Genomic DNA, 25,858 nt, shown 5'->3' with positions numbered 1-25,858 from the left:
AACTCGGCCCGAAAAAGATAGGCGCGATCTTTCTCGCTCGAGTGCCGCTTTTGATCAAATCTGGATTGATCCCTGCCGGGTTGTGGACATAGACATTCCAGACCCCACCTGTTTGTGTGCGACAACTCTAAATTCCTGCCGGAGGCCAAGCTATGCTGGACACGACAACCGATCTGAAATCCATCCTGAAAAACCCCGATCTCCTAGCAACCAAGGCCTATATTGGCGGTCATTGGGTGGACGGCGACAACGGCACGTTTGCCGTCACGAACCCCGCGCGCGGAGATGTCGTGGCCGAGGTCGCGGACCTAAGCCGCGCGCAGGTAGCAGGTGCGATTGCGCAGGCCGAGGCAGCGCAAAAGGAATGGGCCAAACTGACTGGTAAAGAACGCGCAGTTATCCTGCGCCGCTGGTTCGACCTCATGATGGAAAACGCCGAGGATCTGGGCAAGATTCTGACCGCCGAACAGGGCAAACCGCTGGCTGAAGCGATTGGCGAAATCGGTTATGGTGCGTCCTTCATCGAATTCTTCGGCGAAGAGGCAAAGCGGGTTTACGGTGAGATGATCCCGGGCCATCAGCGCGACAAGCGGATCATGGTTCTGAAGCAACCCATAGGCGTTGCAGCCTCGATCACGCCGTGGAACTTTCCCAACGCGATGATTACGCGTAAAGCCGCGCCGGCACTGGCGGCCGGATGCGCCTTTGTTGCGCGCCCTGCTAAGGAAACACCTTTGTCAGCGCTGGTCATGGGCGTTCTGGCCGAACAGGCTGGCATTCCGGCGGGCGTTTTCAACGTGCTGCCGTCCTCCAGCGCCAGCGAGATCGGCAAGGAGTTCTGCGAAAACCCCGGCGTGCGCAAACTGACCTTTACCGGCTCGACCGAAGTGGGCCGTATCCTGCTGAAACAAGCGGCCGATCAGGTCATGAAATGCTCGATGGAGCTGGGCGGCAACGCGCCGTTCATCGTGTTTGACGACGCAGATCTGGATGCCGCGGTCGAGGGCGCAATGCTGTGCAAGTTCCGCAACAATGGTCAGACCTGTGTCTGCGCGAACCGTATCTACGTGCAGGCAGGTGTCTATGACGCTTTCGCGGCTAAACTGAAAGCCGCCGTTGAGGCGCTGAAGATTGGTGATGGCCTGTCCGAAGGCACGACCACGGGCCCGCTGATCAACGCAGAGGCGGTCGCCAAGGTCGAAGAGCATATTAAGGACGTCACCGATAAGGGCGGTGCCGTTTTGACTGGGGGTCTGCCGCATGATCTGGGTGGCACCTTCTTCCAGCCCACCATCGTAACTGGCGTGACGCAGGACATGATGGTCGCGCAGGATGAAACCTTCGGCCCGCTGGCCCCGCTGTTCAAATTCGAGGACGAAGATGACGTGATTGCCATGGCCAATGACACGATCTTTGGTCTGGCCTCTTACTTCTATGCCAAGGATCTAAGCCGCGTCTACAAGGTGGCCGAGGCATTGGAATATGGCATAGTCGGCGTGAACACGGGCATCATCTCGACCGAGGTTGGGCCTTTTGGCGGTGTCAAACAATCCGGTCTGGGTCGCGAAGGCAGCCATCATGGAATGGAGGACTACCTTGAGATGAAATACGTCTGTCTTTCGGTCTAACTCTTCGCGGCCACTGCCCCGGTAGTGGCCGCGTTTGTCACAAAACTGAAGCCAAACTGTCACAACACCGCAACGATCCCGGTCCATCCCCCTCGCATCCGAGTGAAAAGAGGAAACCCACCGATGTCGTTGCGCACTGTCTGCCTGACATCTGCCCTTGCTCTGACTGCTGGTCAGGCCTTGGCAGAGATGAATTTCAACCGAATTGCTTCCTTCCCCGTAGTGAAAAACATGGCCGAAGGCGCGGACACCACCCGCGAAACCTCGCCCGAGATCATCGCGGCGACCGCAGATGGCATGACGCTGGTCTACACCGACAGCCCGCTGGGCGTGATCGGCATGGTCGACATCACCGATCCCGCGAACCCTGCGCCCTTGGGTGCGATGGAGGTTGGTGGCGAGCCAACCTCAGTCGGGATCGTTGGCGCAAATGCTTTTGTTGGCGTGAACACTTCGGACAGCTATACCGCCCCGTCGGGCAAACTTATATCGGTCGATATCGCGGGAAAGGCGCAGACCGGCGCCTGTGATCTGGGCGGTCAGCCAGACAGCGTCGCCATCGCTCCCGATGCCAGCTTTGTTGCTGTGGCGATAGAAAATGAGCGGGACGAAGACCTCAACGATGGCATCATCCCGCAGCTGCCCGCAGGTGAGCTGGCGCTGGTGCCGCTAAAAGATGGCGCGCTGGATTGCGCAGGCATGAAAATGGCCTCGCTAACCGGCCTGGCCGAGGTTGCGCCCACCGATCCCGAGCCCGAGTTCGTGGATATCAACGGCCTTGGCGAAACGGTCGTCACCCTGCAGGAAAACAACCACATCGCGGTTGTTGCCAAAGACGGCACCGTGATCAGCCATTTCTCGGCCGGCAGCGTGGATCTGGAAGGCATCGACGCCACCGATGAGCGCGGCGCGCTGATCTTCACCGAAAGCCAGCCGGGCCGCCTGCGTGAACCCGACGCGGTGAAATGGATCGACGACAACCACTTCGCCACCGCCAACGAAGGCGACTACGAAGGTGGCTCGCGCGGCTGGACGATCTTCCACAAGGACGGGACCGTTGTTTACGAAAACGGCACCGATTTCGAAAAGGCCATCATTCAGATTGGCCACTACCCTGACAAACGCTCGGACAGCAAAGGGGTCGAGCCGGAAAGCGTGACCGCAGCCACCTTTGGCGGTACTCCGATGATCTTTGTGGGAGCCGAGCGCGCCTCGGTCGTGGGGGTCTATGACGCCACCGACCCTGCGAGCCCGGTTCTGAAACAACTGCTGCCCTCGGGCGTTGGTCCGGAAGGCTATGTGGCAATCCCCGAGCGGAACCTGCTGATCTCGGCCAATGAAAAAGACCTGATCGAAGATGGTGGGCCGCGTGCACATGTGTCGATCTTCGAATATCAGGATGCGCCCGCCGCCTATCCGCACCTGACATCAGAAGGCGCCGATGAGCTGATTGGATGGGGTGCGCTGTCCGGTCTGGTCGCGGATGAAGACGGCATGATCTACGCGGTCAATGACAGCTTCTACGGCTTCCAGCCGTCGATCTTCAAGATCGATCCCAGCCAGCAACCCGCCCGCATCGTGGACGTGATCCGCATCCACCGTCAGGATGGCAACCCAGCGCAGAAGCTGGACCTTGAGGGCATCACGCTGGACGGCAAGGGTGGCTTCTACGTCGCATCCGAAGGTCGCACTGACCGTGTGATCCCGCACGCGATCTACCACGTTTCAGCAAAGGGCAAGATCAAGGATCGCAAAGGCGAGATCGGCTTGCCTGCCGAGTTGATGGCGGTCGAGAAACGCTTTGGCTTCGAGGGCATCACCCGCGTCGGTGACACTCTGTGGATGGCTGTTCAGCGTGAATGGAAGGACGACCCGGAAAACCACGTGAAACTGGTGGCCTATAACCTTGAGACCAAGGAATGGGGCGCGGTTCACTACCCCAAAGCGGACCCGGATACCGGTTGGGTCGGCCTGTCGGAAATCGTGGCCTTCGGCGACCATGTCTATGTGATCGAGCGCGACAACCAGCACGACCATCGCGCCGTGACCAAAAAGGTCTACCGCGTCCCACTGTCGGAAATGACCCCTGCCCCGCTGGGCGGCCCCCTGCCCGTGGTCAACAAGGAAGAGGTCCGCGACCTGCTGCCTGATCTGACGTCGACCGGAGGCTATGTTCTGGACAAGATCGAAGGTCTTGCCATCCTACCCTCGGGCGAGGCGTTTGTGATGACCGACAATGACGGCGTCGACGATGCCTCGGGCGAGACGATGTTCTGGTCGATCGGATCGGTGACGGCTGGGAACTGAAGCACATCTTCCGAAACTATTGGCGCCGCGCATTACCTGCGCGGCGCTAAACTTTTCAGCATGTAACTCTTAGTCAGTTGCAAGCCGACTGACCTGCATACATTCCAAGTCCAGCACCTGCCGCAGTCGCCAGTGTTTGGCCTGATCCGCCGCCAAAGCGATTACCGACAACGCCACCAAGAGCCGCGCCGCCCAAAATACCTGCTGCGCAACGCGCATCGTGTTGGACCTGGGCCTGTGTTGGCGTCGTTGGCGCCCCGCACGCCGCCAAAGCAAGCGTGCCCACAAGCAGGCAAGATATAGTTACTTTCTTCATTTCAGATTCCTTCCATTCACTCGCACTCAGTTGTCCTTACTTTTGGTCATGTAAGTCCCAACGAATCCCTACGCACCACGGGACTGACCCAGATCAAGATGGCTGGGTTCAAGTAGCTCGTTGAACATTCAACCTCTGCACTATTGCGTAGGATAGATATTGGTTTGGGGAACAACGCCCCGCGTCTGGAGGAACGCGGGGCGTGCAGTCTGCGATAACCCCGAGAGGCAGGACTATCGCGGTGGTCGGACGGCCTTAGTTCACGGCTTTGGCGTCAACCACGTCCTTTTGGATGGCCTGACCAGACGAAATCTGAATCCGGCGCGGTTTCAGCGCTTCGGGCACCTCGCGCTTGAGGTCGATGTTCAGCATCCCGTTCTCATGGCTGGCACCAGTCACGCGGACGTGGTCGGCCAGCGCAAAGCGGCGCTCGAACGCACGGGTGGCAATGCCACGGTGCAGGTAGGAACGGTCCTTGTCCCCGGCAGCTTTCTTGCCGGCCACGATCAGGGCGTTTTCTTTTACTTCGACCGACAGATCGGCCTCGGCGAAACCGGCGACAGCGACGGAAATCCGATAGGTGTCGGCATCGGTTTTTTCGATGTTGTAGGGCGGATAGCTGGGCTGAGCCACGTCATTGGTCAGAACGCGATCCATCATGTCGGCGATCTGGTCGAAACCAATGGTGGCGCGGTGAAGCGGTGCAAAATCAAAACTACGCATGTGGTGTATCCTCATCTGAGCGATCTACGATATGCCCTCCGGTTTGGACGGGCGTTTGCTGTGTCAGGCCCCATCATTGGCGACCCAATACAGTTGAGATGGGTAACGATTTGACCGAGTTCAACCCCCGCCCGAGCTGATGAATTTCGCGCCGGAATTGGACTTGCCCGAACCGACCTGCAAGCGTCGGATCTCGGCTTTGGGTTGCGGCGCGTCCCGACGCAGCGCGGCCTTCAATTCCGACACTATTCCGGACAATTCCATCCCGAACCCGACCTTTTGCCGCCCGTCGCTACCGACCGCGGATACGACGGAGAGAATCTGCCAGCGTGACCCGCTCCGGGCCAGCAAGGCCGAACCGGACGACCCAAAGGTTATATCGCAATTGAACGTGATCAATCCCTGATGGCGTTGCAGAATACGACAAGAGCGTTCCCGCGTTATCGCCTCGGACCGGCCGCGCCCGTACGAAGCAAGGCTGACCTCATTGCCCAAAACGCGCCCGCTGTGCAGGGCGAAAGGATTGGCCACCGAATACGGGATCGGCTGATCCAGCCGCATCAGCGCAACGTCAATCCGAACAGCCTCGGCCGATAGCCCACCGTGCTTGGTATAGTCGGGATGAATGGCGATCTGTTCGACTTTGCGCTCGGCCAGTGCCTCACCATCGCTCAGCCCAGCCCGAAATGTTAACTGGCCGGGTGCATATAATTGCCCGGTTCCCCGATCCAGCGCACAATGGGCAGCGGTCAGGACAATATCCTGCGCGATCAGAGTGCCGGTGCAAAACCCTCGGTTGCCGATATCCAGACGCCCCACAGCCTCCCAACCGTAAAGATCATCCCGGTCGGTCAGCTTTCGCTTTGCGCTCTGCGCAAAAGATGCGGTCGCTAGGCCGATAAGGCATAAAGCAGTCAGCAATGCACGGATCATGGTTTGACGAACCTTGCGCCAACATTATTTCGCGCGGCGCCCTGCGGGGTCTTGGCGATAAAGCCACGCCCCGCCGACAATTCCCTTTGCAGAATGGTCAGAGAATCTTCGACCGTTGTTCCGACCGCCACGCGCTGTCCGTCAAATTCTGCCTTTGCGGCGACCACGGACACAATGCGAGGGCGATCACCCTCGAAGGAAAATACTGGCGCACCAGAGGACCCGAACTCTACGTCACAAGACATGACAAGAACGTCGGACCTGCGGCTCATGACTGAGCACACCTCTTGCAGAGCCGGAGCTTCGGCCCTGTCTCGCGCGTAGGATACGACACCAACCTCTTCGCCTCGGGCAGGGCGATCACCTGTTTCAAAAGGAATGACCGTTGTGTTTCGGATCGGTTGCCACAACTCGATCAGCGCAATGTCACTGCCGATGCGGGCTGCGGTCGCATCTTCGCCATACTGGTATTTCGGATGCACAACCGCTCGACGCGCGGCGCGATAGGCAGATGCGCGCCCAAGTCGCCATGCGGCCAGAAACTCGACATCAGACAAATCCACACGCTGACCTGTGGCTTTGTCAAACAGGCAATGCGCGGCCGTCAGGACCAGCGTCGGAGAGATCAACGTGCCTGTACAGAACCCCGTTCCGCCAATATCCAAGCGTCCAACCGCCATCCAAGCGCGGCCCGCATCAGTCGTATCCAGGCTTTTCAACCTGGAATCCTGCGCCATCGCAGCCATCGGCATCAAAGCCAGTGTCAGAACCTTCAACCAGTGTCGCAAGCGCTTCTCCGACGTTGCTTGGTACGTTTCCTCCTACGCGCCACGTGGGGCGAAATTAGGGCGCTTGCTTGTCGGGTTGAATCCGATCGCGACAGTCTAGCACTGCCGCATCAGATACCTACCTTAAGATCGGCACCTCTCGGTCTTGCCTGCGGTCCTGCTGCATAGCCCGCGGCAGCGGACCTCCGGTCGCCCAATCAAGCAGTTCGACCGTATGCAGAATCGGAACCTCGGTGGCCGACCCTAATTGCATCATACATCCGATATTGCCTGCGGCAATAACGTCGGGGTTCTTGGCCTCCAACGTTCTAACCTTGCGTTGTTTCAGCTTGCCCGAGATTTCGGGCTGCATCAGATTGTACGTACCCGCGCTGCCGCAACACAGATGGCTGTCGGCGGGTTCAACCACTGAAAAACCCGCGCGTTTCAGCAGATCCTTTGGATAGGTCTTGATCTTTTGACCATGCTGCAGCGAACAGGCCGCGTGGTAGGCGACGGTCATGCCCTTTTCTGCGCCTTCAGACAGGTCCAACTGCATCAGCACCTCGCTGATGTCCATGGCGATATCCGACACTCGCGCCGCGTCCTTGGCCAAGGCGTCATTGCGGAACATATGCCCGTAATCCTTCACGGTCGTCCCACAACCCGAAGTGTTGATGACGATGGCATCCAACCCGTCCCCGTCCATCTCGGCCACCCAAGCGCGGATATTGGCAGCGGCCGCTTTGTGGCTGTCATCGGACTTGCCCATGTGATGCGTCAGCGCCCCACAACAACCCGCGCCCTCGGCTACGACAACCTCACACCCCAGCCGGGTCAGCAGGCGGATGGTGGCATCGTTTATATCAGTGTTCAGCGCCTTCTGAGCGCATCCCGTCATCAGCGCCACACGCTTTTTGCGCGCACCCTTGGGCGCAAAGCTTTGCGGATCATCATTGCGACTGACCGGAGGGATATGTTTTGGCGCCATATCCAGCATCGCCCGCAACCGCGCATCCGGCATCAGGAATTTGAACGGACGGCCCAGTTTAGCCCCGATCAAAGCCCAGCGGAACCGCATCGGATAAGGCAGGATCTGCGCCAGCACCCAGCGTAAGGCGCGGTCAGTGAAGGGACGTTTGTACTTCTGCTCGATATATTCGCGCGCGTGATCGACCAAATGCATGTAATGCACACCGGATGGACAGGTGGTCATGCAGGCCAGACAGGACAGGCAGCGGTCGATATGTTTAACCGTTTTTTCATCCGGTACACGCTCGTTCTCCAGCATATCCTTGATCAGGTAAATGCGCCCGCGGGGGCTGTCCAACTCGTCGCCCAGCACCTGATAGGTGGGGCATGTGGCGGTGCAAAAGCCGCAATGCACACAACTGCGCAGAATCTGGTTCGAGCGCTGGATCGCCGGGTCTTGCAGTTGTTTTTCGGTGAATGTCGTCTGCATCGGCCTACCCCATCAATCCCGGATTGAACAACCCGCGCGGGTCGAAACGCTGACGAATGCCCTGTGTCAGAGCCTGAATCCCGGCACTTTCCGGCTGGAACCGCCCCAGGGCCTCAACCGTTTCGGCCGCTGCCCTGACCAGGGTCGCGTGGCCGTCAAATGCCCCAAGACGTGCCCGCAGGTCGTCCCCTTTGCGCACCAGCGCCCAGATCAGCCCGCCGCCCCAATCGAACAGAGTCTGATCCGCCCCAAGCCGCGCCGCAATCCCAGGCGCATCTGAGGGTTTGACCGAGATCCGCCATACATCTCCTTCATGCCCGTGAAACACCGATACGTCCCGAATGGCCTGCCAAATCTCGGCCGAACCGTCGCGCTCCGCGACATCCCCGTATTCCGCCAAAACCGACTTTAACTGCCCAACGCGATACGCCACTGAGTCAGCGAAACCCTCAATTCTAAGCAAAGCATGACCGTCTTGCGGATCAAAGGCCGCACCCGAGACCTCGAAAGGGGATTTCAAGGCCGCAGACAATGCCCCCACCGCACGGGATCCATCCGCAACTCGCACTGCCAACGTCGCCACCGCCTGTGGCTTGGGCAGCACTTTCAGCGAAACTTCGGTCAACACACCCAATGTGCCCCACGACCCGCCCATCAGCTTGACCAGATCATAGCCGGTGACGTTCTTCATCACCCGCCCGCCATTCTTGACCACTTGGCCCTTGCCATCGACATAGCGCACACCCAGCAAGAAATCGCGACATGCCCCGGCCTGAATGCGGCGCGGGCCCGAGATATTGGCGGCCACGACACCGCCAATGGTCGGTGCACCATTCGTACCCAACAGACCGCGATGATCCATCGGCTCAAACGCCAGTTGCTGCCCTTCGGCCTCCAACGCCGCCTCGATCTCGGCCACGGGGGTGCCGGCTTGCGCCACAATCGTCAGCGCGCCCGGTTCGTACAGGGTGATCCCGCTAAGTCCGCCGGTTTCGATGGTCATCTCTGGCCCACCGATCCCGCGGGTACCGCCACCGGAAATTCGCACGGGGTCCTGCAGCCCGGCTACTGTTTCGGCCAGCTCGGCCTCAGTCCTGGGTTTCATCACATTTCTTCTTTATTAGAGCCTATTCTGCAGCGATCCGCGCATCGCGGCGGGGCTGAGACACATCCAATGGAAACACCTTGGCCGGGTTCAACAGCCAGTTCGGATCAAACACATCCTTGACAGCCATCTGCGCCTCAAGATCAGCAGGCGCGTATTGATGCGACATCAGATCCCGCTTTTCGATGCCCACACCATGTTCGCCGGTCAGACATCCGCCGACATCCACGCAAAGCTTCAGGATATCCGCCCCGAACGCTTCGCATTTCTCAAGATCGCCGGGTTTATTGGCGTCGAACAGGATCAGCGGGTGCATATTGCCGTCGCCCGCGTGGAACACGTTGCCCACGGGCAGGCCATACTCCTCGCTCAGCTCTCCGATACGGCGCAAAACCTGCGGCAATGCCGAGACCGGGATGGTCCCATCCAGACACATATAGTCGTTCATCTGACCCATCGCGCCGAAGGCCGATTTGCGCCCTAGCCAAATCTTGGCGCTTTCTTCTGCCGACTGACTTTCGCGCAGCTCGACAGGGTTGTGACGCTTAGCAATCTCTATGATCTTGGACAGCTGATAGTCGATTTCGGCCTCAGAGCCTTCGACCTCGACGATCAGCAAGGCGTGGCAGTCGGGGTAGCCGGCCTGAGCAAAATTCTCGCACGCCTTGATACACAGCGTATCCATGAACTCGATCGCCACCGGCAGGATGCCAGATTTGATAATGTCAGAAACACATTGCCCGGCGACTTCGTTATCATCAAACCCCATCAGCACGGGCCGCGCGCCTTCGGGTTTGCGCAGGATGCGAAGCGTCGCCTCGGTCACGACACCCAACTGTCCCTCGGATCCGCAGACCACGCCCAGCAAGTCCAGCCCGCCCGCGTCCAGATGCGCGCCACCGATTTCGACCACACTGCCATCCATCATCACCATCGTGACGCCCAGCAAGTTGTTCGTCGTCACACCGTATTTCAGGCAATGCGCACCACCTGAATTCATCCCGATATTGCCCGCAATCGCACAGGCCAGCTGCGACGACGGGTCGGGGGCATAGAAGAAATCATCTTCTTCCACGGCACCGGTCACACTCAGATTAGTACGGCCGGTCTGAACGCGGATGAAGCGGTTATCATAGTCGGTTTCCAGAACGTCATTCATTCGGGCAATGCCAAGAATGACGCTGTCCGCCGTGGGCAACGCCCCACCTGCGAGCGACGTGCCCGAGCCGCGCGGCACCACCGGCACGCCCTCTTCATTGCAGATGCGCAGCACGTCCGAGACCTCAGACGTCGTAGACGGTAGTACCGCCAACATCGGAGGGCAGCGATAAGCCGTCAGCGCGTCGCACTCATAAGCGCGCGTCTCGGCCGGGTCGTGGATCACCGCATCTTCTGGCAAAACCTGCTGCAATCGGCGCAGAACCACGTCCTTTCGACGCAGGATGTCGGGATTTGGCTTTGGCATTTCCATGGCGGCCCTCCAGTTTGGTAAAATAATATTACCAATTTTCTGATCTGGCAAGTTCTAACGTCACAACTTAGTGTCACGCTTATGTCCTGGATTGATCAGTCTCTGCCCTTCGCGCCACTCGATTTTGTCGGCATCGCCCTGCTGATCGGCGCGTGGCTGTGGATCGGCTGGCGGATCGAAAACCCGCCCCCTGAAAAACCCTCGGTTGGGATGATCATGGATGGCTATCGCCGGGACTGGATGAAGGAAATGGTCACGCGCCAGCCGCGTATGTTTGACGCGCAAGTGGTGGGCACGATGCGACAGGGTAGCACATTCTTCGCCTCGACTACGATGATCGCCATCGGGGGCGGGCTGGCCCTGTTGGGCAATACCGAACGGTTGGCAGGACTGGCGCAGGATCTGGCCCTGGGGACCGCACCCGCGTTGGTGTGGGAGGTCAAGATCCTGATCATCCTGTTGTTTTTGGCCAATGCCTTTCTGAAATATGTCTGGGCGCATAGATTGTTTGGCTATTGCGCCGTGCTGATGGCCGCAGTCCCAAATGACCCCGATGATCCCACCGCTTATCCCCGTGCTGGGCAAGCAGCCGAGATTTGCGTTACCGCCGCCCGCGCCTTTAATCGCGGCCTGCGGGCGACGTATTTCGCACTGGCGGCCGTGGCGTGGATTCTAGGGCCTGTAGCTTTGATTGCGGGGACCGTAGCAACACTGGCGATGCTGTATCGGCGCGAGTTCGCATCGCATTCGCGCACGGTGCTGCTTAACACCGGATCGTGATCACCACTCTGCATCAATGAGGTTAAGTTCACATCATGCGATATCTTGTTTTAACCGCCCTTCTGGCCACCCCCGCCCTTGCCGATGATCCCGTGATCGAGGCCGTCACTGCCAAACAGAGCGGCGCGACATGGCGATTCGATGTCACCGTCCTCCATCCCGAAACGGGTTGGGATGACTACGCAGATGGCTGGCGCGTGCTGGATATGGAGGGGAAAGAGCTAGGGATGCGCGTACTGCATCACCCGCATGAGAATGAACAACCCTTCACCCGATCGCTCAGTGGTGTGGCGATTCCCGAAGGAGTGGCGCAGGTTCAGGTGCAAGCCCGCACCAACACGGACGGCTGGGCCAAAGAGACCTTTGTGGTCGATCTGCACTGAGATCAGAAGACCCCCATCGCCAACCCAGCGGCCATGGCCAAGCCCAATTCGCGGCAGTTGTCCAACTGGGCGTCGGGGATGGTTTTCTCGGCCAATATCGCCTCGGGCGTTTGCGCATAGGTGCAGATGATCAAAGGCGGCTGCACCTCTTTCAACCGCCAGCCCGTTGCGATGCGGGCGGTTTGGCGTGCGGCGTTTTCGCCATCGGACCCGGCGCAAACCATTTGCGCATAGGGTCGGCCCTCAATGCGGCCCAGAACCGGGTAGTAGCTGCGATCGAAGAACTCTTTCATTAGACCCGAAATAGCAGCCAGATTCTCAGGCGCGCAGAAGATATAGCCGTCAGCTTTCAGTAAGTCTTCGGGTCCGGCCTGATCCGCGGTTTTCAGAACCACATCCGTCTCATCCCGCGCGGCCTGCGCTGCGGCTTCGGCCATCTGCCGGGCCCCGCCGGTACGCGAATGGTAGACGATCAAAAGCTGCGCCATATCAGACCCGGTGATAAGGGCCGCCCGAGAGAATGGTCGTAGCCCGATAGAGTTGCTCGGCCAGCATCACACGGACCAGCATATGGGGCCAGACCATCGACCCGAATGAGATGGAAAAATCCGCTTCATCCCGCAGATTAGGGTCTATTCCATCCGCCCCGCCGATGATCAGCGCCAAATCCTGCCGCCCGGCATCACGCCAGCCGCCCAGCTTTTTGGCAAAATCCGGCGAGGACATCACTCGCCCGCGTTCGTCCAGCGTACAGATCACCGCGCCCTTGGGCAGCGCGTTGCGTAGCAGCGCGGCCTCGGCCCCCATGCCTGCGTTTTTTTTGTCTTCAACTTCAATCACCCGCGCGGGACCAAGGCCCAGCGCGCGGCCGGTCCGGTCAAATCGGGTCAGGTAATCGTCAAGCAGGGTCTTTTCGGGTCCGGCGCGCAATCGCCCGACCGCAACTATGCTGATCCGCATATCTCTCTCGCCTCCGACCCTTCAACAGGGGCCGGGATGGCGCCTCAGTTGGCCGAGGCGCTGCCGCCCGCAGGCAGCCACATCTTTTCCAGCTGGTAGAATTCACGCACTTCGGGGCGGAAGATATGGACGATCACGTCGCCCGTATCGATCAGCACCCAGTCGCCGGCATCCTTGCCTTCGACCTTCGAGGTGAAACCGAATTCCTGCTTTATGCGATCCGTCAGCTTTTCCGCCATGGCCGCCACCTGACGGGTCGACCGACCCGAGGCAATCACCATGTGATCCGCAACAGAAGACTTACCTTGCAGGTTGATCTGCACGACGTCTTCGGCCTTGTCATCGGAAAGTGAGGAAAGGATACGCTCAAGCAGCTTGTCGCTGATTGACTGAGAGTGGGCCATCACGCTGGCCCCGTCATCGGCGGGCAAACCCGCCTGGGTATGTAGAGACAGGACATAGTCCTCCTTTGCTGCACGCCATCAAATCCCGGCGCCGGGGTACTAATAAGGTAACAAGGGGAATGCAACATTTCAATGAACCGCCGCGCAACGTGGGGTCACTCCAATGCGATCTGTTGCTACTCTGCGTCGGACAAAAGTCGCACTTCACGCTGCGGGAAAGGCAGAGATATCCCCTCGGCTTTAAACGCATCCCAAAGCGCCAAATAGACATTGCCGCGGATGTTCGTCAGCCCTTTGGTCGGGTCGCTGATCCAAAAGCGCAAGACATAGTCGACGCTGCTGTCCCCGAAACCGGTAATATGGCAGACCGGTTCATGTAGACCGCCGCTCAGAACCCGACCTACCGCTTTTACTGATTTGATGGCCGTTGCCCGTACCTGGTGAGGGTCGTCGTCGTAGCTGGTGCCGAACTCAAGATCCAGCCGCACAAACTTGTCGGAATGCGACCAGTTCACGACCTGACTGGTGATCAGATCTTCGTTCGGGATCAGGTATTCCCGCCCATCCCGAGTCACGACCGAGACATAACGCGCGCCCAGCGCGTTGATCCACCCAAACGTATCGCCAAGCGATATCACATCGCCCGGCTTGATCGAGCGATCCATCAGGATGATAATCCCCGAGATTAGGTTCGATACCACCTTTTGCAGCCCAAACCCGATGCCCACACCGATGGCACCGGACAACAGCGCAATCCCGGTCAGGTCAAAGCCAAGCGTTCGAATGGCTGCCAAGAAAACCGCACCATACAGAACCACCTGAATGCCCTTGGCCAATAGCACCTGCATGGAAGGCGTAATGTCATCGTTGTTTTTCAAACCACGTTCAGCTGCGCGCGTACCCACACGCGCCAACGTCAGCAGAACACCGATCAACAGCGTCGCCTTGATGATCCCCAGCACTGAGATATGCAGATCTCCGATAGAAATCGCGACTCCGTCCAAAAACTCGGCCACGTCATCAGTCAGATTCAGGGCAACAAGCGTTGCATAGACCCACATGGCCCATTTGAAGATCCGCCGCAGCGTCCGGTTGCGCACCAGTCGCGCCACCAGCGCTATGGCCAACCACGCCGTCGCCAATGTCGCGATGACGCCAATGATATAGCTGCGGGACGGCCATGTGATCTGCTGCATGACCAGATACAGTGCCCAGGACAACACTACGAAATAGACCAGCGTCAAGCGCTGCATCAGCTGTACTAAAACGCGCAACCGCCATTTGGGCCACCCAGTGCGCGCCCGCGCCCAAGAATCCCACCGGCCTTGCGTGAAAAGCTTAAGGCCAAATGCCAAAGCCCATAGCAATAGAATGATCACCAGCTGGTGCTGACGCCAGCCCGGCGTGACCACCAGTTCAAGAAGGTTTTCGAATTGCACGGAAAAGCCCGCGACCATGTTGTCATAAAGGTCCGACAGCGAGCTGGGGATCAGGTCTTGATTCATACCCCCAGCTTGGACAGCACAGCCCCATGATGCAAGCCTGACGCAGTTTTGAACCTTGATTGACGGCAAGCCGCGATATATCTGGACGCCATGAGACTCACTGTAGCCCAAATTCAGAACCTGGAAGACCGCGCGCGTCTGCGTGAACGGTTCTTTGGCGCTGCCCGCACGGTTCTGGCGCGGCTATCCGCGGCCTGAGCCATTTCGCCAGCCATTTCTCATTACATACGGGAGAGGACCGATGTCCCCCAAAACACTCTATGACAAGATCTGGGATGCCCATGTCGCGCACGAAGCCGATGATGGCACCTGCCTGCTGTATATTGACCGCCACCTGGTTCACGAAGTGACCAGCCCGCAGGCCTTTGAAGGGCTGCGTATGGCGGGCCGCAAAGTGCGCGCGCCGGAAAAAACCATCGCCGTGCCGGATCACAACGTTCCGACGACACCGGACCGTGTGAACGGGATCGAGAACCCGGAATCGCGCATTCAGGTCGAAGCGCTGGACAAGAACGCCAAGGATTTCGGCATTCACTACTATCCTGTGCATGACGTCCGTCAGGGCATCGTCCACATTGTCGGCCCCGAACAGGGCTGGACCCTGCCCGGCATGACCGTTGTCTGCGGCGACAGCCACACCGCCACCCACGGCGCGTTTGGCGCGCTGGCCCACGGCATCGGCACATCCGAGGTTGAGCACGTTCTGGCCACCCAGACCCTGATCCAGAAAAAATCCAAGAACATGAAGGTGGAAATCACCGGCAAATTGCAGCCGGGCGTGACCGCCAAGGATATCACTCTGGCCGTGATTGGTGAGACCGGTACCGCTGGCGGCACCGGCTATGTCATCGAATATTGCGGTGAAGCGATCCGCGATCTGTCGATGGAAGGCCGCATGACCGTCTGTAACATGGCGATCGAAGGCGGCGCCCGAGCGGGCCTGATCGCCCCCGACGAGACCACGTTCGAATATGTCAAAGGCCGCCCCCACGCCCCGAAAGGCGCGCAATGGGAAGCCGCGATGGACTGGTGGAAAACGCTCTATACCGACGAAGGCGCGCATTTCGACAAAGTTATCACCCTGCGCGGTGAAGACATCGCGCCCGTCGTCACCTGGGGCACCAGCCCCGAAGACGTGCTGCCGATCACCGCAACTGTGCCGAACCCCGAAGATTTCGAAGGTGGCAAGGTCGACGCGGCCCGCCGCTCGATCGAGTATATGGGTCTGGAAGCCGGTCAGAAGCTGAGCGATGTGGAAATCGACACCGTCTTTATCGGGTCTTGCACCAATGGCCGGATCGAAGATTTGCGCGCCGCTGCTGAAATCCTGAAGGGCAAAAAGATCAAGGACGGAATGCGCGCCATGGTCGTGCCTGGCTCGGGCCTTGTGCGCCTGCAGGCCGAGGAAGAAGGGCTGGCAGATATCTTCAAAGAGGCCGGTTTCGAATGGCGTTTGGCGGGATGCTCCATGTGTCTGGCGATGAACCCTGACCAGTTGCAACCGGGCGAGCGCTGTGCTGCGACCTCGAACCGCAACTTCGAAGGCCGTCAGGGCCGCGGAGGCCGCACCCACCTGCTAAGCCCGGCCATGGCTGCCGCTGCGGCACTCACAGGACGGCTGACAGACGTCCGTGAATTGATGTAAGGTGCCCTCATATCTGAATATTTGAGGGATTGAACTGATGAGTGACTGGATCAAATGGCTGCTGTTGGGGCTTCTGTCCATCGCGTTTGGCATCTTTGTGCTGGGCGCGCCCGCGGTGGCGTCTATTGCAGTAACGGTGGTAACCGGTGTGTTACTGCTGATTTCGGGTGTGTTGCAGATTGTCGGCGGCTTTACGGTCGAGGGCACCGGTAACAAGATCCTGTCGCTCATCATGGGTGTGGTGATGGTGTTCCTTGGATGGTCCTTCTGGATGCATCCGCTTGAGGGCACGCTGACATTGGCAACCGTCTGCCTGATCCTGTTTCTGGCTGGCGGTATCGCCCGGGTTATCCTGTCGTTCCAGATGCGTGGCACACAGTATTTCTGGGCAACGCTGATCTCGGGCGTGATGTCGATTGTTCTGGCCGTCCTGATCTGGCGCTTTGCTGCCACCGACCCTGCGGTACTGTTCCAGTTGCTGGGCATTCTGCTGGGGATCGAGATGCTGTTCAACGGGCTTGGTCTGGTCTTCATGGCGTTCTTCGTCAAGAACAACCCCGATGCCGCCCTATCACCTGACGAAACCACAGAAGCGAAACAAGCTTAAAAGCAGGGCACGGGCGCGGCCCTCCCCTGCAGGAGTGTAGAGATGGAAAAGTTCGAAAAAGTCCACGGGGTGGCCGCCCCAATGCCGCTGATCAATATCGACACCGATATGATCATCCCCAAAGTGCACCTGAAAACGATCAAACGGTCCGGCCTTGGCGTCGTGCTGTTTGACGAGATGCGCTATCACGACCACGGCGGCGAGAACGAAGATTTCGTTCTGAACAAACCCGCCTATCGCAACACCGAGATTCTGGTGGCCGGCGACAATTTCGGCTGCGGTTCGTCGCGCGAACACGCGCCCTGGGCGATCAAGGATTTCGGCATCAAGGTCGTGATCTCGACCAGCTTTGCCGACATCTTCTTCAACAACTGCTTCAAGAACGGTATCCTGCCCATCGTGGTCGAGGACGAGCACCATGCGATCCTGATGGATGACGCGCACAAAGGTGCAAACGCCCGCATGACCGTGCATCTGGAAGAGCAGAAGATCACCACTTCGGACGGCGTCGAGATCACGTTTGACATCGACCCGCACCGCAAACATTGCTTGCTGAACGGTCTGGACGACATTGGCCTGACCATGGAGAAAGATCACCACATCGACAAGTTCGAGGATCACGCAGGCCAGGCCCGCCCCTGGGTCTGATTCTTTCGATTCTGCAAGCACTCAACTTATTGGGGTCGCGTCAGCGGCCCTTTTCGCATTCTTGGGGTCGAGATTAACGCAACCACAACATGTAGCGGGCATCTTAAATACCGCGTCGGATTTGCGACACGAATGATGCAAACCCGCACCAGTTTTGCCATCTTTTTGCCCAAAATGGCGTGTTTTCTGCACCTTGGCTTGAGCGAAGTGCCTCAGGGGGCCAGTGTTGGCGCTAAAGAGGCATCCGTCAGAATAATCAACGGCGGGCACAAGTTGGAAAGAAGTCGGCAAAGAATCGGCCTATCCAGTTTGAAAGGGTTCGGATAGTGATTGCGCGCACAACAGGGGCGGCAATTCGGGGGATATTGGTTGCACTTATGGTGCTGACCCCCGCGTTGTATCTGCCCGTATCGTCAACGAATGGGACCGAGATCGTCGTGTTTCTCGCCATTCTCGCGTTTTTCCTGACGTTTGCTGAATATAACTCGGCCTTTCCCAGCTTTATCGAATTCCGAGATGCGCCGCCTGTAAACCGCCTGAGGTTCGTCGGACTTGTATCGATGATCATGTTCCTGACACTGATCTGCAAGAATGCCTACGCGCCGACCGCTCTGACCGAGGTATTCTACACGATAGGCGTTGGTGTCGCGAATGTCGTCGATTTCCCGTATTCGCCCGTTCGGCTGATAGTTCTTATGCTGCCCGTTGACGCAAGCATTCCACTGACCGAACTGGTTCGCATTTCAGCCAGCGTTGCGTATGTGGCTGCGCTGGCCACGATCGGCAGCTTTGCATATGCGGTTAAACTGCGCGGGTGGCCCACAGGCAATGGCGCGTTCAATGTCTGGACCAACCTACCCCTGTTCGACCCCACCAAAGGCGGAGACGTCGTCACCCGCCTGCAGCGAGACGGTCGTCTGAATATCTCGATCGGAGTATTGCTGCCCTTCCTGATACCGGCGCTGATCAAACTGCTGACCGACTATGCGAATCCGATCTCGCTCACTAACCCGCAGACGCTGATCTGGACCATGAGCGCCTGGGCCTTCCTGCCGGCCAGCATGATCATGCGCGGTATGGCCACCCTGCGCATTGCGAACCTGATCGTCGAAAAGCGCCGCGCATATTCAACAACCGAGTCCACACAGACCGCATGATCCGCGTCTTGCTTTTGCTGCTGCTACCCTTTGCAGCGCAGGCAGAAACCATCCGTGTAGCCTCATTCAACACCGAGCTCAGCCGTGACGGCCCCGGCCTGCTGCTGCGCGATATTCGGCGCGGCGATCCGCAGGTACAGGCCGTGGTCGCGGTTCTGACTCGGACCCGCCCCGATATCGTTGCGCTACAGGGTGTCGACTGGGACCTGAATGGCGAAGTGCTTGCTGCTCTGAAGTCCGAGCTGCGTTTGGCTGGGCTGGACTATCTGCACCACTTTTCCGCACAACCAAACGCAGGTTTGGAAACCGATCTGGATCTGGATGGCGACGGTCGCACACATGGTCCCGGAGACGCTCAGGGTTGGGGTCGTTTTACTGGTCAGGCGGGCATAGTAGTTCTGTCCCGCTATCCCATTGTGCGTGAAGGCGTTCAGGATTTCACGCCATTGCTGTGGCGCAATGCACCCGATGCGCAGCTACCAGTCAAGGATGGTGCCCCCTTCCCATCCGACGCGGCGCACCGCGTTCAGCGCTTGTCGTCCGTCGGGCATTGGGTTGTTCCGATCGAAACGCCCTTTGGGCCATTGGACCTACTAACCTTCCACGCGGCGCCGCCAGTGTTCGACGGGCCTGAAGACCGCAATGGCCTGCGTAACAAAGATGAAATCCTGTTGTGGCGTGCCCTTTTAGACGATCGGATCGGCACACCACCCCATGCGGCTTTCGTCATTGCCGGAGACGCAAACCTGGACCCGTCCCGGGGCGAAGGGCGCAAAGAGGCCATTCGCATGCTGTTGGAAGACCAACGTCTGCAAGACCCCGAGCCTGCGGACCCAACCGGCAACACGGCCACGGTCAGTTGGAAAGCAGTTGGGGAAATGCGGGTCGACTACGTTCTGCCCTCGACGTATTTGCGTGTGGTGGACGCGGGCATTCATTGGCCCGACACAGACACAGGCTGGCGAAAAGAGGCGCAAGCAGCCAGTCGCCACCGTCTGGTATGGGTCGACCTAACCCAGCCATAGAGGCTCTAAAAGCGATATCAGCAGGAATACAAACCCTGCACAGGACGTCAGCCCGGACCAGCAGATATCCGGGCTGCGTCACAGAATTCAATCAGAGCGGGCCGGTATAGGTGCCACGCGGCGGGTAATCATTGCCTAACGTGAATTTCAGGCCGCCGACGATATCAGAAATGGCCGGGCGGCCAAACGGCGTAGTCTGCTGCCACGCGTAGTATAACGTCCTGTCTGTCCCGATGTAGAAATGGCCGGGTTCGGCGAACATCGCGGGCTCGGTACTGCCCTCGCGCGCGGTTGAGATTTGCAGCCCCCAATCCTCACGCGCGGCGGCCAAAGGCAGGCTGTGACCCACACGCAGACGCGACACCCCGGCTTTTTCGGCAGTTTCCGCAGCACGTTCAGCAGTATCCGTGGTCACCATGATCACCTCGACACCCAGAGCGGCAAAATCGTCCAGCGCGGCCTCTACCTCGGTCATCTGCTTGATGCAGATGGGGCAATGCAGCCCGCGATATTGAATCACCAGCGTGCCGTTTTCACCCTTATCGGCATCCAGATCGAAACTTCCGTGGCTGACGGTATCGATTTTCAGGCCTGGAACAGGATTTCCCGGTGTTAACATGTGTTTTCCTCGTGATTTGGCTGGATCGTCTCATTGACCCGCTCGGGTCCAGACGCTAGGCCCTGTGCGACGAAACGCAAGGAGATCCTTCATGTCCAACCCTTCGCTCCTCATCCTGCCCGGAGACGGAATTGGCCCGGAAGTTATGGCCGAAGTGCGCAGAATCATCGGATGGTTCGGCGACAAGCGCGGCCTTCACTTTGACGTGAGCGAGGATCTGGTCGGCGGTGCCGCCTATGACGCGCATGGCAAGCCTCTTTCGGATGAAACCATGGCCAAAGCACAAGAGGTGGACGCGGTTCTGCTGGGTGCCGTGGGCGGCCCGAAATACGACGATCTTGATTTCAGCGTAAAACCTGAACGCGGCCTGTTGCGCCTGCGAAAGGAAATGGACCTGTTTTCCAACCTGCGCCCGGCCCAGTGCTTTGACGCGCTGGCCGATTTCTCGTCGCTGAAGAAAGACATCGTGGCCGGACTGGACATCATGATCGTGCGCGAGCTGACCTCGGGCGTCTATTTCGGCGAACCGCGCGGCATCTTCAACGAAGGCAATGAACGCGTGGGCATCAACACCCAGCGTTACACCGAGTCCGAAATCGAACGCGCCGCGCGCTCGGCCTTTGAACTGGCGATGCGCCGGAACAAAAAGCTGTGCTCGATGGAAAAAGCCAACGTGATGGAATCGGGCATCCTGTGGCGCGAGGTCGTAGACCGTGTGGCCGCCGATTACCCCGAGGTCGAGCTGACCCACATGTATGCTGACAACGGCGCGATGCAGTTGGTGCGCGCGCCCAAGCAGTTTGATGTGATCGTCACCGATAACCTGTTCGGCGATATCCTGTCGGATTGTGCGGCGATGCTGACCGGCTCGTTGGGTATGCTGCCATCCGCTTCGTTGGGTGCGCCCATGGCCAACGGTCGTCCCAAGGCGATGTACGAACCCGTCCACGGCTCGGCCCCCGATATCGCGGGTCAGGGCAAGGCCAACCCGATTGCCTGTATCCTCAGCTTTGCTATGGCGCTGCGCTATAGCTTTGATCAAGGAGATGAGGCGGATCGCCTGGAAGCGGCAATTGAAAAAGTGCTGGCCGATGGTGTCCGCACCGCTGACCTGCTGGCCGAAGAGGGCGTACAGCCTGTGTCGACCACTGAAATGGGTGACGCGATTCTGGCGGCGCTGGACGAAAGCGTCTAATCCCCTCGACCCGAGTCAAATAAAGGCGGTGCCCAGTGCACCGCCTTTTTCTTGGGCCGGTCAATTCCCGAAAATGTTGTTCAGCAGGTTATTGATGGCCCGATCCAAACCGGTTTGCTTTTTACGACGCTGTTGCTGTGGCTGAGCGGTCCTGACGGGCGGGTCCGGTGCCAATATCGGCAGTGGTGTGGGCGTCATCCCCTCGGTCACGCGGACCATTGTCTCTTTCCAGATCTCGGCGGGCAAACCACCTCCGGTAACACCGGATAGGGGCGTGTTGTCATCATACCCCATCCATACACCAGCCACGTAATCCGCCGTGAAGCCGATAAACCACGCATCCCGAGCGGCCTGCGTTGTACCTGTCTTGCCTGCCACCTGCCAACCCGGCAGTTTCGCGCGCCCGCCGGTCCCTTCGGACACCACACGCTCCATCATCCAGGTCAACTGCTTGGCCGCCTTATCGTTGATCACACGTTCGCCGATACCAGTTGTCGTCACCATGACAGGCGTTTCATCGCCCAATAGCTTCAGTTCAGTCAGGCCATAAGGCTCGACAGACGAACCGCCGTTCAGGATACCCGCATAAGCGCCGGTCATCTCGATCAGCGTGCTCTCGGACGCGCCCAGCGCCAGAGCTGGCCCCTCGGCCAGGTCGTTTGCGATGCCAAAACCGCTGGCAACAGTGCGTACGTTATCAAGCCCCGATATCTCGGCCACCTTCACCGCCGGGATATTCAGCGAGTTCATCAGTGCGTCTGCCAATGTCACCCGGCCATAGAACTTGTTGGTATAGTTCTTGGGACACCATGGTCCCGAACCGGGAATATCGATGCAGTAGGGTTCGTCCATCACCGTATCCAGCGGCGAATAGCCCAGCTCAAGCGCAGTCGCATAAACGAAAGGTTTGAAAGATGATCCGGTCTGGCGCAGTGCTTGTGTGGCGCGATTGAACGCACCCGAGACGCGGGTCTTGCGCCCGCCGACCATCGCGCGCACCGCACCATCCGCCGACATCACGACAATCGCGGCCTGAGCCTTGGATCCTTCACGCACCTTTTCCTGAAAGATATATTGCAACGCTTCTTCCGCCGACTTCTGCAGCCGCTGATCCAGAGTCGTGCGGATCACCACATCCTCAGTGGTGTTTCGGGTAAAGAACTCGGGTCCGCTGGCCATGACCCAATCGGCGAAATACCCGCCTGCGCGCGCAGCCGCGGCCTCGGACAGTTGTGCCGGCCGTGCGCGCGCCTCGCTGGCCTGCGCGGCGGACAGGTATCCCTGATCCTCCATCAACCCAACAACAAGCCGCGCCCGGTCCTGCGATCGTTGCAGGTTGTTGGTCGGCGCATAGCGGGTGGGGGCGACCAGCAAGCCCGCCAGCATCGCCGCCTCGGACGGTGAAACCTCGGCCGCTGAAATACCGAAATAACGCTGGCTGGCGGCTTCGAACCCGCGGGCGCCAGCGCCAAGGAAAGCACGGTTGAGGTAGATCGTCAGAATCTCGTCCTTGGAGTATTTCACCTCCATCGCCATCGCATAGACGGCCTCTTTTGCCTTGCGCCAGAGCGAACCCTGTCGGCAATCGGACTCGTATGCGGCCTCTGACTCCCACTCGGCCGGATCATAGGGCACACCCAGACACAGCAACTTGGCCGTCTGCTGCGTGATGGTCGAGCCCCCATGGCCCGACAACGGCCCCCGTCCTTCGCTAAGGTTGATACGCACGGCACTTGCCACACCACGGGGGCTGACACCGAAATGACGGTAGAACCGTTTATCCTCGGTCGCGATGACCGCGTGTTTCAGATGCGGTGAAACGGTATCTGCTGTGATCACGCCGCCGAATTGGTCGCCGCGCCATGCAAAGACCTTACCCTCGCGGTCCAGCATCGTCACGGAACCCCGCGCGCGTCCGTCCAACAGCGAATCAACATCAGGCAGTGAGGTGTAGACAACACCGATCGCCAACGCGAGCAACAGCGCGCACACGGCCCCCACGCGCCAGGTCACGCCCCAGACCATACGCCAGAGCCAACGGAACATGCGGCGGAAAATCCCGCCCCCTTTGCCACCTGATTTGTTACGTGTTTTCTTACGGGTGGACTTTCGGGTGGTGGTCTTGCGTGCGACAGCCTTCTTGCCCGCAGGTTTCGCGGTGCGCTTGGTCGCCCGGGGTTTACGACCCTTGGACGGGTATCTTTTGTCCGCAACCAAAGGGGATTTGCGACGCCTGGAATCTGTCATTTCCGAACTCTGCCCGGTTATCGTTTTGAGCCACCATACCTTGCCCGACCAATGAAGTTGAGGTCTGAATTTCAGGTAAATCGCTTCCTTATTGTGCACAATTTTTAGGCGTTGTCCTCATTCTGTGCAAAAATTGTGCACCTCGCCGCAAATTTCCCCAGCGTATGGCTGCTCTCGGCGTTCCTAAACGCGGCCAGTCAGGCTTTTTTGCTGCGAGTGCAAACAAGCCGGACAGACCGGGAAGCAGAGGGGATCAACGTGAAACTGATCATTGCGACAATCAAGCCGTTCAAGCTGGAGGAGGTGCGCGAGGCACTGACCGAGGCCGGTGTGCGCGGCATGATGGTGACCGAAATCAAGGGCTTCGGCTCGCAGTCCGGTCACACCGAGATTTACCGCGGCGCCGAATACGCCGTGAACTTCGTACCCAAGATCAAGCTGGAAATCGTGGTGCCCGCCACGATGGCCGACCAGATCGTCGAAACCATCACCAAAACCGCCAAGACCGGCAAGATCGGCGACGGCAAGATTTTCGTCCTTGATGTCGAGCAGGCCCTGCGCGTGCGGACCGGGGAAACGAACGAAGAGGCGCTGTAAGGCGCCCCCACCCGCAAAAGGACAGATATCCAATGAAACTAAACCGAATTCTAACCACAGCCGCTGTGCTGGTCGCCTTTCCTGCGGCTGCCTTCGCTAATGACCCGCCTTCGTCGATGGAGGACGTGGGCTATATCTTCACCACTCTGCTGTTCCTGATGGCTGGTTTCCTGGTCTTCTTCATGGCGGCCGGGTTTGCCATGTTGGAAGGTGGCCTTGTGCGCTCCAAGAACGTGGCGATGCAGATGACCAAGAACATCGCGCTGTTTTCGATTGCGGCGATCATGTATTGGCTGGTTGGCTTCAACACGATGTATCCCGGCGACTTTAACGGTTTCTTCTCCCTTGGTGGTCAGACCGTTCTTGATCCGGTTGGCATTGCGTCTGCGGATGCGGCGCTGGATTATGCCTCGATCGGATCGGACTTTTTCTTCCAGCTGGTCTTCGTTGCCGCAACGGCCTCGATCGTGTCAGGTGCAGTAGCCGAGCGTATCAAGCTGTGGCCCTTCCTGATCTTCGTCGTTGTTCTGACCGGCATCCTGTACCCGATCTCTGGTTCGTGGCAGTGGGGCGGCGGCTGGCTGTCTGAAGCTGGCTTCTCGGACTTCGCTGGTTCGACCGTTGTACACTCGGTCGGCGGCTGGGCCGCTCTGGCAGGCGTGATCGTTCTGGGCCCGCGTATCGGCAAGTACAAAGACGGTAAAGTCCACCCGATGCCCGGTTCGAACCTGGCGCTGGCAACCCTGGGTACGTTCATCCTGTGGCTGGGTTGGTTCGGCTTCAACGGCGGCTCGCAGCTGGCAATGGGCACCGTGGGTGACGTTTCCGACGTGTCGCGCATCTTTGCCAACACCAACATGGCCGCTGCATCCGGTGCCGTAGCCGCGCTGATCCTGACGCAACTGCTGTACAAAAAGCCTGACCTGACCATGGTGCTCAACGGCGCGCTGGCCGGTCTGGTCTCGATCACGGCTGAACCTCTGGCCCCGACCCTATTCGGTGCACTTTGGATCGGTGCCGTGGGCGGTGTCATTGTAGTCTTCGCGGTTCCGATGCTGGATAAGTTCAAGCTGGACGACGTTGTCGGTGCGATCCCGGTTCACCTGTTCGCCGGTATCTGGGGCACCATCGCCGTGATCTTCTATGGTGAAGCCTCGTTGGGCACTCAGCTGCTGGGCATCGCAGCTTACGGTGTGTTCACCTTTGTCGGCGCGCTGATCCTGTGGGTCATCCTGAAGACCACCCTTGGCATCCGTGTCAGTGAAGAAGACGAGATCAACGGTCTCGACATGGCCGAGCTGGGCATGGAAGCCTACCCGGAATTCTCGAAGGGTTAATATCGCTGAGATACCCAAACCAAAGCCGGGCGTTCGC

At 59.0% G+C, this 25,858-nt stretch carries 26 protein-coding genes; 13 read left to right on the top strand and 13 right to left on the bottom strand.

The window, feature by feature from the left end:
* The first annotated feature begins 152 nt into the window (after positions 1–152).
* Both GOW48_RS16760 and GOW48_RS16755 read left to right on the top strand, forming a co-directional pair.
* Positions 153–1,628: an NAD-dependent succinate-semialdehyde dehydrogenase gene (locus GOW48_RS16760; protein ID WP_170755345.1), complete on the top strand. Its 1,476-nt coding sequence runs from the start codon at positions 153–155 to the stop codon at positions 1,626–1,628.
* 123 nt (positions 1,629–1,751) lie between these two features.
* A complete protein-coding gene (locus tag GOW48_RS16755; RefSeq protein ID WP_170755344.1) occupies positions 1,752–3,935 on the top strand; it encodes an esterase-like activity of phytase family protein in 2,184 nt (727 codons plus the stop codon).
* 73 nt (positions 3,936–4,008) lie between these two features.
* On the opposite strand, the gene GOW48_RS22660 is transcribed toward GOW48_RS16755, so the two are convergent.
* The 7 genes from GOW48_RS22660 to GOW48_RS16720 form a co-directional block, all read right to left on the bottom strand.
* Positions 4,009–4,251: a glycine zipper 2TM domain-containing protein gene (locus GOW48_RS22660; protein ID WP_170755343.1), complete on the bottom strand. Its 243-nt coding sequence runs from the start codon at positions 4,249–4,251 to the stop codon at positions 4,009–4,011.
* Between the two features lie 255 nt (positions 4,252–4,506).
* Positions 4,507–4,974 (bottom strand): Hsp20 family protein, encoded by a 468-nt coding sequence (locus GOW48_RS16745; protein WP_170755342.1) that lies wholly within the window; start codon positions 4,972–4,974, stop codon positions 4,507–4,509.
* Between the two features lie 120 nt (positions 4,975–5,094).
* Complete coding sequence (locus GOW48_RS16740; RefSeq protein WP_170353812.1) at positions 5,095–5,907, bottom strand: trypsin-like serine peptidase; 813 nt, start codon at positions 5,905–5,907, stop codon at positions 5,095–5,097.
* Positions 5,904–6,695: a trypsin-like serine peptidase gene (locus GOW48_RS16735; protein ID WP_234899436.1), complete on the bottom strand. Its 792-nt coding sequence runs from the start codon at positions 6,693–6,695 to the stop codon at positions 5,904–5,906. Before GOW48_RS16735 ends, GOW48_RS16740 begins: the two co-directional genes overlap by 4 nt.
* 118 nt (positions 6,696–6,813) lie before the next feature.
* A complete protein-coding gene (gene glcF / locus GOW48_RS16730; protein ID WP_170755341.1) occupies positions 6,814–8,136 on the bottom strand; it encodes a glycolate oxidase subunit GlcF in 1,323 nt (440 codons plus the stop codon).
* Between the two features lie 4 nt (positions 8,137–8,140).
* Positions 8,141–9,241, bottom strand: a complete 1,101-nt coding sequence (locus GOW48_RS16725; protein WP_170755340.1) for an FAD-binding protein — start codon at positions 9,239–9,241, stop codon at positions 8,141–8,143.
* Positions 9,242–9,263: 22 nt separating this feature from the next.
* The gene (locus tag GOW48_RS16720; RefSeq protein WP_170755339.1) at positions 9,264–10,712 is read right to left on the bottom strand and encodes an FAD-linked oxidase C-terminal domain-containing protein; all 1,449 of its coding nucleotides are present in this window, start codon (positions 10,710–10,712) and stop codon (positions 9,264–9,266) included.
* Between the two features lie 81 nt (positions 10,713–10,793).
* On the opposite strand from GOW48_RS16720, the gene GOW48_RS16715 reads away from it, so the two are divergent.
* Together GOW48_RS16715 and GOW48_RS16710 are read left to right on the top strand one after the other, a co-directional pair.
* Complete coding sequence (locus GOW48_RS16715; protein WP_170755338.1) at positions 10,794–11,492, top strand: DUF599 domain-containing protein; 699 nt, start codon at positions 10,794–10,796, stop codon at positions 11,490–11,492.
* Positions 11,493–11,527: 35 nt separating this feature from the next.
* Positions 11,528–11,875: a hypothetical protein gene (locus GOW48_RS16710; protein WP_170353817.1), complete on the top strand. Its 348-nt coding sequence runs from the start codon at positions 11,528–11,530 to the stop codon at positions 11,873–11,875.
* A gap of 2 nt (positions 11,876–11,877) precedes the next feature.
* Here GOW48_RS16710 and GOW48_RS16705 read toward each other — a convergent pair whose 3' ends face one another.
* The 4 genes from GOW48_RS16705 to GOW48_RS16690 form a co-directional block, all read right to left on the bottom strand.
* A complete protein-coding gene (locus GOW48_RS16705; protein WP_170755337.1) occupies positions 11,878–12,363 on the bottom strand; it encodes a flavodoxin family protein in 486 nt (161 codons plus the stop codon).
* Between the two features lies 1 nt (position 12,364).
* Positions 12,365–12,835, bottom strand: coding sequence for a 23S rRNA (pseudouridine(1915)-N(3))-methyltransferase RlmH (gene rlmH / locus GOW48_RS16700; RefSeq protein WP_170755336.1), 471 nt, complete (start codon positions 12,833–12,835; stop codon positions 12,365–12,367).
* Positions 12,836–12,879: 44 nt separating this feature from the next.
* A complete protein-coding gene (gene rsfS, locus GOW48_RS16695; RefSeq protein WP_170353820.1) occupies positions 12,880–13,239 on the bottom strand; it encodes a ribosome silencing factor in 360 nt (119 codons plus the stop codon).
* A gap of 176 nt (positions 13,240–13,415) precedes the next feature.
* Complete coding sequence (locus GOW48_RS16690) at positions 13,416–14,744, bottom strand: mechanosensitive ion channel family protein (RefSeq protein ID WP_170755335.1); 1,329 nt, start codon at positions 14,742–14,744, stop codon at positions 13,416–13,418.
* Between the two features lie 90 nt (positions 14,745–14,834).
* Here GOW48_RS16690 and GOW48_RS16685 point away from each other — a divergent pair, with 90 nt between their 5' ends.
* From GOW48_RS16685 to GOW48_RS16660, 6 genes are all read left to right on the top strand, one after another.
* A complete protein-coding gene (locus GOW48_RS16685) occupies positions 14,835–14,942 on the top strand; it encodes an isopropylmalate isomerase (RefSeq protein ID WP_170675431.1) in 108 nt (35 codons plus the stop codon).
* A 43-nt stretch (positions 14,943–14,985) separates the two neighbouring features.
* Positions 14,986–16,389: a 3-isopropylmalate dehydratase large subunit gene (gene leuC / locus GOW48_RS16680; RefSeq protein ID WP_170353822.1), complete on the top strand. Its 1,404-nt coding sequence runs from the start codon at positions 14,986–14,988 to the stop codon at positions 16,387–16,389.
* Positions 16,390–16,426: 37 nt separating this feature from the next.
* Positions 16,427–16,996: an HdeD family acid-resistance protein gene (locus tag GOW48_RS16675; RefSeq protein ID WP_170755334.1), complete on the top strand. Its 570-nt coding sequence runs from the start codon at positions 16,427–16,429 to the stop codon at positions 16,994–16,996.
* A 42-nt stretch (positions 16,997–17,038) separates the two neighbouring features.
* On the top strand, positions 17,039–17,644 hold the full coding sequence (leuD, locus tag GOW48_RS16670; RefSeq protein WP_170755333.1) for a 3-isopropylmalate dehydratase small subunit: 606 nt from the start codon (positions 17,039–17,041) through the stop codon (positions 17,642–17,644).
* Between the two features lie 326 nt (positions 17,645–17,970).
* Positions 17,971–18,801, top strand: a complete 831-nt coding sequence (locus GOW48_RS16665; RefSeq protein ID WP_170755332.1) for a hypothetical protein — start codon at positions 17,971–17,973, stop codon at positions 18,799–18,801.
* The gene (locus GOW48_RS16660) at positions 18,798–19,826 is read left to right on the top strand and encodes an endonuclease/exonuclease/phosphatase family protein (protein WP_170755331.1); all 1,029 of its coding nucleotides are present in this window, start codon (positions 18,798–18,800) and stop codon (positions 19,824–19,826) included. The genes GOW48_RS16665 and GOW48_RS16660 overlap by 4 nt, the downstream gene beginning before the upstream one ends.
* A gap of 91 nt (positions 19,827–19,917) precedes the next feature.
* On the opposite strand, the gene GOW48_RS16655 is transcribed toward GOW48_RS16660, so the two are convergent.
* Positions 19,918–20,445, bottom strand: coding sequence for a redoxin domain-containing protein (locus GOW48_RS16655; protein ID WP_170755330.1), 528 nt, complete (start codon positions 20,443–20,445; stop codon positions 19,918–19,920).
* 91 nt (positions 20,446–20,536) lie between these two features.
* Between GOW48_RS16655 and leuB the strand changes: the two genes are divergently transcribed.
* Positions 20,537–21,640, top strand: a complete 1,104-nt coding sequence (gene leuB, locus GOW48_RS16650) for a 3-isopropylmalate dehydrogenase (RefSeq protein WP_170755329.1) — start codon at positions 20,537–20,539, stop codon at positions 21,638–21,640.
* A gap of 60 nt (positions 21,641–21,700) precedes the next feature.
* Here the strand turns inward: leuB and GOW48_RS16645 are convergent, their stop codons facing one another.
* Positions 21,701–23,887 carry a transglycosylase domain-containing protein gene (locus GOW48_RS16645; protein WP_170755328.1) on the bottom strand — a complete coding sequence of 729 codons (2,187 nt, stop codon included), beginning with the start codon at positions 23,885–23,887 and terminating at the stop codon, positions 21,701–21,703.
* Positions 23,888–24,145: 258 nt separating this feature from the next.
* Here GOW48_RS16645 and GOW48_RS16640 point away from each other — a divergent pair, with 258 nt between their 5' ends.
* On the top strand, positions 24,146–24,484 hold the full coding sequence (locus GOW48_RS16640; RefSeq protein ID WP_058273036.1) for a P-II family nitrogen regulator: 339 nt from the start codon (positions 24,146–24,148) through the stop codon (positions 24,482–24,484).
* A 32-nt stretch (positions 24,485–24,516) separates the two neighbouring features.
* A complete protein-coding gene (locus GOW48_RS16635) occupies positions 24,517–25,821 on the top strand; it encodes an ammonium transporter (RefSeq protein WP_170353832.1) in 1,305 nt (434 codons plus the stop codon).
* Positions 25,822–25,858: the final 37 nt, after the last annotated feature.

Source organism: Ruegeria lacuscaerulensis, assembly GCF_013033355.1.
GTDB lineage: Bacteria > Pseudomonadota > Alphaproteobacteria > Rhodobacterales > Rhodobacteraceae > Ruegeria > Ruegeria lacuscaerulensis_A.
This window is presented reverse-complemented; position numbering and strand designations above follow the sequence as displayed.

What these genes read in the sequence shown, in the direction of transcription:
- GOW48_RS16745 (WP_170755342.1), bottom strand. Translation starts at nt 4,974, where the DNA reads ATGCGTAGTTTTGATTTTGCACCGCTTCACCGCGCCACCATTGGTTTC.
- rsfS (WP_170353820.1), bottom strand. Translation starts at nt 13,239, where the DNA reads ATGGCCCACTCTCAGTCAATCAGCGACAAGCTGCTTGAGCGTATCCTT.
- GOW48_RS16655 (WP_170755330.1), bottom strand. Translation starts at nt 20,445, where the DNA reads ATGTTAACACCGGGAAATCCTGTTCCAGGCCTGAAAATCGATACCGTC.
- GOW48_RS16660 (WP_170755331.1), top strand. Translation starts at nt 18,798, where the DNA reads ATGATCCGCGTCTTGCTTTTGCTGCTGCTACCCTTTGCAGCGCAGGCA.
- GOW48_RS22660 (WP_170755343.1), bottom strand. Translation starts at nt 4,251, where the DNA reads ATGAAGAAAGTAACTATATCTTGCCTGCTTGTGGGCACGCTTGCTTTG.
- GOW48_RS16645 (WP_170755328.1), bottom strand. Translation starts at nt 23,887, where the DNA reads ATGACAGATTCCAGGCGTCGCAAATCCCCTTTGGTTGCGGACAAAAGA.
- leuD (WP_170755333.1), top strand. Translation starts at nt 17,039, where the DNA reads ATGGAAAAGTTCGAAAAAGTCCACGGGGTGGCCGCCCCAATGCCGCTG.
- GOW48_RS16740 (WP_170353812.1), bottom strand. Translation starts at nt 5,907, where the DNA reads ATGATCCGTGCATTGCTGACTGCTTTATGCCTTATCGGCCTAGCGACC.
- GOW48_RS16755 (WP_170755344.1), top strand. Translation starts at nt 1,752, where the DNA reads ATGTCGTTGCGCACTGTCTGCCTGACATCTGCCCTTGCTCTGACTGCT.
- leuB (WP_170755329.1), top strand. Translation starts at nt 20,537, where the DNA reads ATGTCCAACCCTTCGCTCCTCATCCTGCCCGGAGACGGAATTGGCCCG.
- leuC (WP_170353822.1), top strand. Translation starts at nt 14,986, where the DNA reads ATGTCCCCCAAAACACTCTATGACAAGATCTGGGATGCCCATGTCGCG.
- GOW48_RS16725 (WP_170755340.1), bottom strand. Translation starts at nt 9,241, where the DNA reads ATGAAACCCAGGACTGAGGCCGAGCTGGCCGAAACAGTAGCCGGGCTG.
- GOW48_RS16685 (WP_170675431.1), top strand. Translation starts at nt 14,835, where the DNA reads ATGAGACTCACTGTAGCCCAAATTCAGAACCTGGAAGACCGCGCGCGT.
- GOW48_RS16715 (WP_170755338.1), top strand. Translation starts at nt 10,794, where the DNA reads ATGTCCTGGATTGATCAGTCTCTGCCCTTCGCGCCACTCGATTTTGTC.
- GOW48_RS16760 (WP_170755345.1), top strand. Translation starts at nt 153, where the DNA reads ATGCTGGACACGACAACCGATCTGAAATCCATCCTGAAAAACCCCGAT.
- rlmH (WP_170755336.1), bottom strand. Translation starts at nt 12,835, where the DNA reads ATGCGGATCAGCATAGTTGCGGTCGGGCGATTGCGCGCCGGACCCGAA.
- glcF (WP_170755341.1), bottom strand. Translation starts at nt 8,136, where the DNA reads ATGCAGACGACATTCACCGAAAAACAACTGCAAGACCCGGCGATCCAG.
- GOW48_RS16635 (WP_170353832.1), top strand. Translation starts at nt 24,517, where the DNA reads ATGAAACTAAACCGAATTCTAACCACAGCCGCTGTGCTGGTCGCCTTT.
- GOW48_RS16705 (WP_170755337.1), bottom strand. Translation starts at nt 12,363, where the DNA reads ATGGCGCAGCTTTTGATCGTCTACCATTCGCGTACCGGCGGGGCCCGG.
- GOW48_RS16690 (WP_170755335.1), bottom strand. Translation starts at nt 14,744, where the DNA reads ATGAATCAAGACCTGATCCCCAGCTCGCTGTCGGACCTTTATGACAAC.
- GOW48_RS16720 (WP_170755339.1), bottom strand. Translation starts at nt 10,712, where the DNA reads ATGGAAATGCCAAAGCCAAATCCCGACATCCTGCGTCGAAAGGACGTG.
- GOW48_RS16710 (WP_170353817.1), top strand. Translation starts at nt 11,528, where the DNA reads ATGCGATATCTTGTTTTAACCGCCCTTCTGGCCACCCCCGCCCTTGCC.
- GOW48_RS16675 (WP_170755334.1), top strand. Translation starts at nt 16,427, where the DNA reads ATGAGTGACTGGATCAAATGGCTGCTGTTGGGGCTTCTGTCCATCGCG.